We start from the raw sequence: 8,965 nt of genomic DNA, 5'->3' as shown, positions 1-8,965 counted from the left end.
GTCCGCTCATGACCCCCACGCTCGCGCAACTCCGCTACCTCGTCGCCGTCGCCGACTGCCGGTCCATCACGGGCGCCGCCGCCTCCGTCTTCGTCGCCCAGTCCGCCCTGTCAAGAGCCGTCCAGGCCATGGAGCGCGACCTGGGCGTCGAGCTGCTGGCCCGGCGGGGAAGGGGGGTGGACCTCACGCCGGAGGGGGCCCGGGTCGTCCGGCTGGCCCGTACCGTGCTCAACGCGGTGGAGGCCATCGACGACATCGGGACCCCCCAGGGCCGGGGCCCGCAGGCCGCCCTCACCCTGGTCACCACCCCCACGCTCGCCCTGGACCTCGCCACCGACCTGGTCGCGGGCTTCACCGCCGGCCGGCCCGGCGCGGAGGTCAAGGTCCAGCAGCACGACAGCAGGGAAGCGCTGGTCCAGGAACTCAGCCAGGGGCGCGCCGAGCTGGCGCTCGTGGACCTGCCGGTGGACACGGAGCTGACCTCGCACTTCATCCAGGAGCGCGAGGTGGTGCTGATCTCCCCGATCGGCACCCGCCTGCCCGACCCGGTCCCCCTGCGCATGCTCGACGGACTGCCCATGGTGCTGCCGACCCCCGGAACGGGCCGCCGCACCGAGATGGAGGCCATGTTCAGCTGCCTGGGCGTCCGGCCCGTCCCCTCCCTGGAGGTCGACGAACGCCTCGCCTGGGTGACGGGGGTGACGGACGGCCGCGGCTCCCTCATCTGGTACCGGGACGTCGTCTTACGGGCCTTCGGCTCCAGGGCGGAGATCCGCTCCTTCTCCCCGCCCCTGCTGCGCCCGGTGGGCATCGCACACCCCCGCCGCCCGCTGAGCCGCACCGCCCGCGCCTTCATCGCACACGCCGGCCGCAAGGCCCCGGTCCGCGAACCGGCGCGTTGAACGGGCTCCTTGACCGGGTGCGCTGGGCCCGGCGCGCCGAACGGCGGTATGCCCACACGGCATTGAACGATGCTCGAACGGGCGTCGCCCGCCCCTGGCGATGTCCGCCGTGCCCCACTCCCATGGTCCGCATGCCCCGACTCCTGACACCCCAACGGGCCGCCGCCCTCGCGACCGCTGCCCTGGCCACGCTCCTGCCCGCGCTGGCCTGGGCGGCCGGCGCCGACGCCGCAGCGGCGCCCGCCCCGGCCCCTGCGCCGGCCGCCGGTCCGGCGGCCGAGAAGAAGTGCACCCTGCCGCCGGGCCTGACCGAATTCAGCGGGCTCGCGATGAGCCGCCGGCACCCGGGCGTCTTCTACGCCGTCAACGACAGCGGCAACACCAACCAGGTCTTCGCGATCGACTGCACCGGCCCCACCGGCATCCTGAAGGCCACCTTCACGCTCGCCGGCGTCACCAATACCGACTGGGAAGGCCTGTCCCTGGGCAAGGACGCCGCCACCGGCTCCCCGGCCGTCCTCGTGGGAGACATCGGCGACAACTTCGCCGGCCGCGCCGAGATCACGGTCCACGGCTTTCCCGAACCCGAACAGCTCACGAACGCCACCGTCACCCCCACCACCTACCGCTTCGCCTACGCCGACGGCCGGCACGACGCGGAGTCCCTGCTCGCCGACCCGCTCACCGGCCGGATGTTCATCGCCGCCAAGCAGATCGGCGCCCCGGGCCGCCTCTACCAGGCCCCGCTCCCACCGCTGACCGGCCAGGTCAACACCCTCACCCCGGTCGGCCCGGCCCCGGTGTTCGCCACCGACGGAGCCTTCTCCCCGAGCGGCGCCTCGTACGCCCTGCGCAGCGGCGGCCCCCTGGGCGCCAACACGGCCTCCGTCTACGACACGGCGGGCACCAAACTCGCGGACGTCGCCCTCCCGTCCCAGCCCCAGGGCGAGGCGCTCACGTACGCGGACTGCACCCACCTCCTGGTCGGCTCGGAGAACGACCCCCAGATCTGGCAGGTCCCCCTCCCCCGGAAGCCACCCCCGCCTGCACCTCGACCCCCACCCCACGCCAACCCCCACCCCCACGCCAACCCCACCCCCACCCCGACCCCCGGCAACCTGGTCTTCCCCAGCCCCGGCCCCCGGAGCTGCACGTTCACCCAGCCCTGCACCATCCAGCTCACCACCACCGGCGGCACACCCCCCGTCCGCTACGCCACGACCACCCTCCCCTGGGGCCTGACCCTCGACCCCGCCTCGGGCCGCATCACCGGCAAACCCTGGAGCACCGGCACGACCCAGATCACCGCCACCGCAACGGACTCCACGGGAGCCACGGCAGGCACGTCCTTCGCCCTGACCATCACCTGGTTCTGACCCCCGGCCCCCAGCCCCCGGCGGGCGCCTCCGGGACGGTGGCGTGGCAGAATCGCCGACCGTGACCGAGCAAGAGATGTGGACCGCGCCACGCCGCGTCCGGTGCCGCCGGGAGGCGTCGTGAGCACCCGTCCGGTGCTGATCGTCGACGCCGCGAACGTCGTCGGCTCCGTGCCCGACGGGTGGTGGCGCGACCGCAAGGCGGCCGCCGAGCGGCTGCGTGACCGGCTCGCGGTGCGGGACGCCGGTGAGGAGGTCATCCTCGTCGTCGAGGGAGCCGCCCGGGGGGTCGAGTCCGTGCCGGGGGTGCGCGTCGAGTCCGCGTCCGGCAGCGGGGACGACCTCATCGTGGAGCTCGCCGCGGCCCACGCCGGCCGGCCCTGCACGGTCGTCACCGCGGACCGCGCGCTGCGCGAGCGGGTCGCCGCGTACGGCGTCGCCTGCGCGGGCCCCCGTACGGTCCGGCCCGTCTAGGGCCCACGTAGCGAAGCCCGAAGCCCGCAGCCCCGCGGGTGTCGCCCCGTCAGCCCTCGTCCGCCAGCTGGGCGGCCAGGCCGTCCAGGACGAGGCGCAGGCCCAGTTCGAAGCCGCGGTCGTCCAGGCCGGCCAGGCCGCCGGGGCGGGAGCGGGTCGCTTCGAGGGAGTCGGCGAGGGCCGGGTACCCGGGCCGGTAGTCGGCCGGGGAGCGGGTGAAGCCCGCCGTGAAGGTCTCCAGGGCGGAGCCGAGGACCAGGTAGTCCAGGGCCGCCGCCGCCTCGGCCGCTCCGTCCGGCGTGCAGCCCGCCCGGACCAGGGCGGTCAGCAGCGCGTCGTAGCTGAGGAGGGCCCGGTCGGCCTCGACCCGGCGGCGCGCCACCAGCGCGATCATGTGGGGGTTCCGGAGGTACACCCGGCGGTACCCGCGGGCGTACTCGGCGATGCCCCGGCGCCACTGCGGGTCCTGGAGCGGGCCGAGGTCGATCTCCTCGTTGAGCAGCTCCGACGCCGCGTCGAGCAGGTCCTCCTTCGACGCGACGTGGTGGTAGAGCGAAGCGCCCCGCACCCCCAGCCGGTCGGCCAGCGAGCGCATCTTCAGGGCGTCCGGGCCCTCCTCGTTGAGCAGTTCCAGTGCGGCGCGCGCGATGATCGCGCGGCTCAGCAGCGGCTGGCTCGGTCGGCCCACGGCGGCACTCCCCCTCTTCCGGCGCCAGGTTACCCGTCGGCAGGTCTTCCCAAGAGGCCGAGGGCGCGTTAACGTCCCCGCAACCCCGTTACCTAACAAGGTTAGATTTAGTTCGGGGAGCGCTCCCGGCCGTTGCCGGACGGCTCCCCCTGCCCTCCGAGGTGTCACGTGCCCGAACCCTCCACCGGCGGCAGACCCGCCACCGCCACCCCGCAGGACGCCACCGCCACCCCGCAGGACGGCGACGCCGCCCGGCTGAGCGCCCTCGGCTACGAGCAGGAGCTGCGCCGCAGCCTCGGCGTCCTGGGGAACATCGCCATGGGCTTCGCCGTGGTCTCGCCCGTGGTCGCCCTCTACGCCGTCTCCATGGTCGGCACGACCATCGCCGGACCGGCCTGGGTGTGGGCACTGCCCGTCGTCCTGCTCGGCCAGTGCCTGGTCGTCAACGTCTACTCCGAGCTGGCCTCCCAGTGGCCACTCGCCGGGGGCCCCTACCAGTGGGGGCGCCGGCTGCTGGGGCCCTCGTTCGGCTGGATGAGCGGCTGGGTGTGGCAGTTCGCCGTCATGTTCGGCAACACCACCGTCGCCTACCTGGCGGCGCCCTGGGTCTTCGCCCTGGCCGGGATCGCGCCGACGCCCGCGGCGATGGTCGCGGTGGCCGCCGCCATCCTGCTGGGCTGCATGCTGGTCAACGCCTTCGGCATCAGGATCCTCAGCCTCTTCGTCTCGCTGGGCATCGCCGCCGAGGCCGTGGCCTCGGTGCTGGTCGGCTTCAGCCTGCTGCTGTTCTTCCGCAAGCACGGCTTCTCCCTCTTCACCGAGACGCTCGGCGCCGAGCAGCTGTCGGGCGGCTCCACGGTCATGGCCTTCCTCGCCGTCCTCGCGGTCGCGGGCTGGGGCTTCATCGGCTTCGACGCCTGCGTCTCGACGGCCGAGGAGACCAAGGACGCCGGGCGGCAGGTGCCGCGCGCCATGTGGTGGGCCCTGCTGAGCGTCGGCACCGTGGTGATCCTCAACGCCATGGCGGTGGCCCTGGCCCACCCCGACCCGGCGGCCGTGGTGGCCGGGCAGGACCTCGACCCGGTGACCACCGCCGTGGTCACCTCCTTCGGCTCCTGGTCCGACAAGCCCTTCGTCTTCGTCGTGCTCGTCGGCTTCCTCGCCTGCGCCATGGCCTCCCAGGGCGGAGCGGCCCGCGGCGTCTACTCCCTCGCCCGCGACGGCGTCTTCCCCTTCTCCCGCCAGGTCCGCCGGGTCAACCGGCGCCAGGCGCCCATCGGCGGCCTGGTGGCCTCCACCGCCGTCAGCTGCTCCGCCCTGCTGCTGGGCCTGAACGCCACCGCCATCGGCAGTCTGATCGCCTTCGGCACGGCCGCCACCTTCCTGCCGTTCTTCCTGGTCTCGCTGGCCGCGCTCATCGCCCGGCTGCGCGGTACATGGGTGCCGTCCGGGCACATCCGGCTCGGCCGCAAGGGCACCTTCCTGAACGTGCTCGCGGTGCTCTGGACGGCCTTCGAGGTGGCCAACGTCTGCTGGCCCCGGGCCGTCCTGGCCCCGCCCGGCGCCCCGTGGTACCAGATCTGGGCCGGTCTGCTGGGCACCGGCGTGGTCATCACGGCCGGCCTGCTCTACCTGCTGGTCCGCCGCCCCCAGGAAAAGCTCCGGACCCTGGAGCCGCAGCCGGCGCGCCCGGACGCGGACCGCTCCGCCGAACCGGCGGCCGGGCTCTCCTGACCACCCCTCCGGGGGCCGCCCGGCTCACCGCGCCGGCCCCCGGACCGTTCGCCGCACCACCCCGCCCACCCCTCAGGAGGTATGTCATGAACTTGCCGTCGATGTCCCGGAGAGGCTTCGGAGCCGCCGCGCTCACCGCCACCGCCGCCACCCTGCTCGGCGGCCGCGCCCTGGCCGCCGGCACGGCCGCGACCGCCGACACGTCCACCGCCTCGGCGGAGAAGTACACGGCGCCCGCCGAATGGGAGGACCACTCCTGCTGCGTCATGTCCTGGCCCTGGGACCGCACCGACGGCTGGGGCTCCCTGCTGCCCGACGTCCAGGCCGAGATCGCCGGCATCGCCCGTGCCATCGCCCGCACCGAGCCGGTCCTGATGTTCGCCGGACCGGGGCACACCGACGAGGCCCGCGCCCAGTGCGGCCCCACCGTCACCGTCGTCGAATACCCCGTCAACGACTGCTGGACGCGCGACACCGGCCCCATCTTCGCCCTCAACGCCGCCAAGTCCCGCCGGATCGGACTCGACTTCGCCTTCAACGGCTGGGGCGGCAAGTACCCGTACGACAAGGACGACCTCCTGCCCGTCGGCGTCTGCGCACAGCTCGGCGTGGAGCGCCGCGACGTCCCGATGGTCCTGGAAGGCGGCTCCGTCATCACCGACGGCCAGGGCACGCTCGTCACCACGGAGGAGTGCCTGCTCAACCCCAACCGCAACCCCACGATGACCCGGGCGCAGATCGAGGCCACCCTGCTCGCCGCCTACGGGGCCACCAAGCTCATCTGGCTCCCTTACGGGCTGGCCAACGACACCATCACCAACGGGCACGTCGACCTCGTCGCCGCCTACCTCGGCCCCGCCCGGATCCTCCTGCACACCCAGCCCGACACCGCCAGCCCCAACCACGCCCGGATGGCCGCCAACAAGGCGGTCCTGCAAGCCGCCACCGACGCCTGCGGACGCCCCTTCGACCTGGTGGAGATGGAACAGCAGCCGCACTTCCGCCAGAACGGCCTGCTGGTCGAGACCTTCAGCTACACCAACTACTACCTGACCGCCACCCAGGTGATCGTCCCCCTCTCCGGGGAGGCGGCGGCCGACACCGCGGCCCTCGACCGGCTCCGCCCCCTCTTCCCCGGCCGGGAGGTCCTCGGCACCCCCGCCCGGATCCTCGCCTGGGGCGGCGGCGGGGTCCACTGCGTCACCCAGCACGTGCCGCGCACCCGCTGACCGGGGCGCACGGTTCGCGGCGCGCGCGCCCCGCGCGCCGCGAACCGGCCGGCGGACGCCGCTTGGCCCCTCCCGGACATGGGCAGGGTGGGGCGAGAGCACGCGGCCGCCGCCCCCGGCGGCGCGGCCGCGCGGGACGGCTGACGGGGAGTGGGCATGGGGTGGACGGCGGAGGAGTTCGGGGCCTCGCACGAAGGCTGGGCCGGTGCGCTCCTGGCGGACGGCACCGAACCGGGCCCGGTCTCCCTGGACCCGGGCGGCGGCCGCGACCTCCGCCAGACGCGGGAGTGGTGGGCCTACACCGGCATCCTGGACCGGCCCCGGGCCGCCGCCGCCCGCGCCGCCTGCGCCTGCGGCTGGCGCGGCGCCGCGCACTATCCGGTCGACCCTCGGCCCCAGGACCCCTCCGGCCTCTACGAGCAGGTGATCGAAGGGCCCCGCGACGACTGGGAACGCCACCTCGACGAGGTCGAGGCCCGCACCGTGCCGCTGCCCGCCGAGCTGGCCGACCTCCTCGACCGCGTCGAGGACCAGCTCAACAACCTGGCCGGACAGGCCCCGGTGGCCGCCCTCAAGGCCGTGGCCGCACTGGAGCGCATCACCAGGAGCGTGGCCCGCGACGCCGCCTACATCGCCGAGGCCGACGACCTGTCGTGGGAGTCGATCGCCACCGCCCTCGGCATATCCGAGAAGGAGGCCCGCTCCCGGCTGACCCACTACACCTGCCGGCGCTGACCGCCCGGCACCGGGCCGAAGAAGCCGCCCTCGCCGAAGGCCAGTGCGGCGAAGCGCTCGCCGATCCGCCGGTGGGTGGCCGCGTCCGGGTGCAGGGCGTCGGGCAGCGGCAGTCCGGCGGCGTCGGCTTCGCAGTAGAGCTCGCGGCCGTCGAGGTGGTACAGGTGCGGGTCCTCGTCCGCCCGCTGCCGCACGATCCGCGCCAGTTCCTCGCGGATGACGGTGAGCGTCAGCTTCCCGGCGGCGCGCTCGGCGGGGTCACCCGTCGCCCGGAAGCGCAGCTTGCCCGTACTGAGCGCGGCGGTGTCGAAAGCCGTCGGCCCCGAGGTGTCCTCGTGGATGGGGCACAGCAGCGGCGAGACGACCAGCAGCGGAGTGTCCGGGTGGCCCTCGCGGACGGTGTCGAGGAAGCCGTGGACCGCGGGGGTGAAGGCGCGCAGCCGCATCAGGTCGGTGTTGACCAGGTTGATGCCCAGCTTGACGCTGATCAGGTCGGCCGGGGCGTCGCGCAGGGCGCGCGCCGTGAACGGGTCGAGCAGTGCGCTGCCGCCCAGGCCCAGGTTGACCAGCTCCACCCCGCCGAGGGCGGCCGCGAGCGCCGGCCAGGTGCCGGTGGGGGCCGCGGCGCCGGAACCCTGGCTGATCGAACTGCCGTGGTGCGCCCACACCCTGCGGCCGCGGTCCGGCGCGGGGGTGACGGGGGCGTCGGTGCGCAGGGCGACGAGCTCGGTCGTCTCGTCGTGCGGCAGCCAGATCTCCACGTCCTTCATCCGCCCGGGCAGGCCCGCGAAGCGCAGCGTGGCGGCCGGGCCGCTGAGGTGCTCGACGCCGCCCGTCGCGGGGTCGATGGTGAGGGTGTCGCCGCCCGCCGCGGTCGCCCGCCCGGCCGGACGGCCGTCGACGAGGAGCTCGTAGACCCCGTCGGGACGGGGCGGGGCGCCCGCGTAGACCCGTTTGACGGGCAGGACGTCCAGCTCGACGACGGTCGCCGCGGTGCGCAGGGCCAGCCGTACGCCGGAGGGCTGGGACTCGGCCATGGCCAGCTGCCCGTCGGTGTTCTGGGCCCGGGCCCGGGCCGGCAGCCGGTGGGGCAGCAGGCCGCGTCCGGTGTGCTCGGTGTCGAGGGCCCCGCGCAGGAGCTCCGCGGTGACGGGCGTGGTGGTCAGGGGCCCGGCGGCGCGGGACGTCACCTCGCCGCCCGGGTGCGCAGCAGGGTGTCGAGGGCGTCGAGGGTCCATGACCAGCTCTCCTGGGAGTCGGGGGTGCTGTGGCTGAAGCTGCCGGCCAGCTCCAGGCTGACGTAGCCGTGGAAGACGCTGCCCAGCAGGCGGACGGCGTGCGTCTGGTCCGGGCCCGCCAGGTCGTAGCCCCGCAGGACCGCCCGCATCATCTCCGAGTGGCGCCGGCCGGCGCTCGCGGCGGCCTCCTCGGGGGTGAGCCGGAACCGGGACGCGTCGTAGCGGCCGGGGTGCTCGCGGGCGTAGTCGCGGTAGACGTCCGCCAGGGCGGTCAGGGCGTCCTTGCCCGCGCGTCCGGCCAGGGCCGAGGCGCCGCGCTCGGCGAGTTCCGCCAGGGCGAGCAGGGCGATCCTCGCCTTCAGGTCGCGGGAGTTGCGTACGTGCGAGTACAGGCTGGCGGTCTTGACGCCGAACCGCCGGGCGAGCGCCGAGGCGGTCACCTGCTCGAAGCCGGCCTCGTCGGCCAGCTCCGCCCCGGCCCGCACCAGGCGGTCCGTGGTCAACCCGATGCGTCCCATGCCCGTCCCTCACAGCTCCCGCGGCCGGTGGCCGCCCGCCGACTGTCCTCACCATCTACCTATGGTGATTA

The 8,965-nt window shown here is 74.6% G+C and carries 9 protein-coding genes; 6 read left to right on the top strand and 3 right to left on the bottom strand.

Translation table 11 applies throughout. The features are described from left to right. The first annotated feature begins 8 nt into the window (after positions 1-8). The 3 genes from B4U46_RS02300 to B4U46_RS02290 all read left to right on the top strand — a co-directional run bounded on the left by B4U46_RS02300 (position 9) and on the right by B4U46_RS02290 (position 2,752). Positions 9-902, top strand: coding sequence for a LysR family transcriptional regulator (locus B4U46_RS02300; protein WP_079423589.1), 894 nt, complete (start codon positions 9-11; stop codon positions 900-902). A gap of 131 nt (positions 903-1,033) precedes the next feature. Beyond that, the gene (locus tag B4U46_RS38790; RefSeq protein ID WP_237292543.1) at positions 1,034-2,278 is read left to right on the top strand and encodes an Ig domain-containing protein; all 1,245 of its coding nucleotides are present in this window, start codon (positions 1,034-1,036) and stop codon (positions 2,276-2,278) included. A 120-nt stretch (positions 2,279-2,398) separates the two neighbouring features. Then, positions 2,399-2,752 (top strand): NTP pyrophosphohydrolase, encoded by a 354-nt coding sequence (locus tag B4U46_RS02290; protein WP_107438207.1) that lies wholly within the window; start codon positions 2,399-2,401, stop codon positions 2,750-2,752. Positions 2,753-2,801: 49 nt separating this feature from the next. Here B4U46_RS02290 and B4U46_RS02285 read toward each other — a convergent pair whose 3' ends face one another. Beyond that, positions 2,802-3,440, bottom strand: a complete 639-nt coding sequence (locus B4U46_RS02285; RefSeq protein ID WP_079423583.1) for a TetR/AcrR family transcriptional regulator — start codon at positions 3,438-3,440, stop codon at positions 2,802-2,804. Positions 3,441-3,608: 168 nt separating this feature from the next. Between B4U46_RS02285 and B4U46_RS02280 the strand changes: the two genes are divergently transcribed. The 3 genes from B4U46_RS02280 to B4U46_RS02270 all read left to right on the top strand — a co-directional run bounded on the left by B4U46_RS02280 (position 3,609) and on the right by B4U46_RS02270 (position 7,138). Continuing rightward, entirely contained in the window at positions 3,609-5,174 is a 1,566-nt protein-coding gene (locus B4U46_RS02280) for an APC family permease (RefSeq protein ID WP_237292534.1), read from the top strand. Positions 5,175-5,260: 86 nt separating this feature from the next. After that, on the top strand, positions 5,261-6,403 hold the full coding sequence (locus B4U46_RS02275) for an agmatine deiminase family protein (protein ID WP_079423581.1): 1,143 nt from the start codon (positions 5,261-5,263) through the stop codon (positions 6,401-6,403). 156 nt (positions 6,404-6,559) lie between these two features. Continuing rightward, entirely contained in the window at positions 6,560-7,138 is a 579-nt protein-coding gene (locus B4U46_RS02270) for a hypothetical protein (protein WP_079423579.1), read from the top strand. Here the strand turns inward: B4U46_RS02270 and B4U46_RS02265 are convergent. Continuing rightward, on the bottom strand, positions 7,120-8,376 hold the full coding sequence (locus B4U46_RS02265) for a GDSL-type esterase/lipase family protein (RefSeq protein ID WP_079423577.1): 1,257 nt from the start codon (positions 8,374-8,376) through the stop codon (positions 7,120-7,122). The genes B4U46_RS02270 and B4U46_RS02265 overlap by 19 nt on opposite strands. Continuing rightward, positions 8,325-8,894, bottom strand: coding sequence for a TetR/AcrR family transcriptional regulator (locus B4U46_RS02260; protein ID WP_079423576.1), 570 nt, complete (start codon positions 8,892-8,894; stop codon positions 8,325-8,327). Before B4U46_RS02260 ends, B4U46_RS02265 begins: the two co-directional genes overlap by 52 nt. Between the last annotated feature and the right edge of the window lie 71 nt (positions 8,895-8,965).

The sequence above is a fragment of the Streptomyces katrae genome (assembly GCF_002028425.1).
Taxonomy (GTDB): Bacteria; Actinomycetota; Actinomycetes; order Streptomycetales; family Streptomycetaceae; genus Streptomyces; species Streptomyces katrae_A.
The sequence above is the reverse complement of the archived record's forward strand: the minus strand, read 5'-3'. Positions and strand labels throughout refer to the sequence as shown.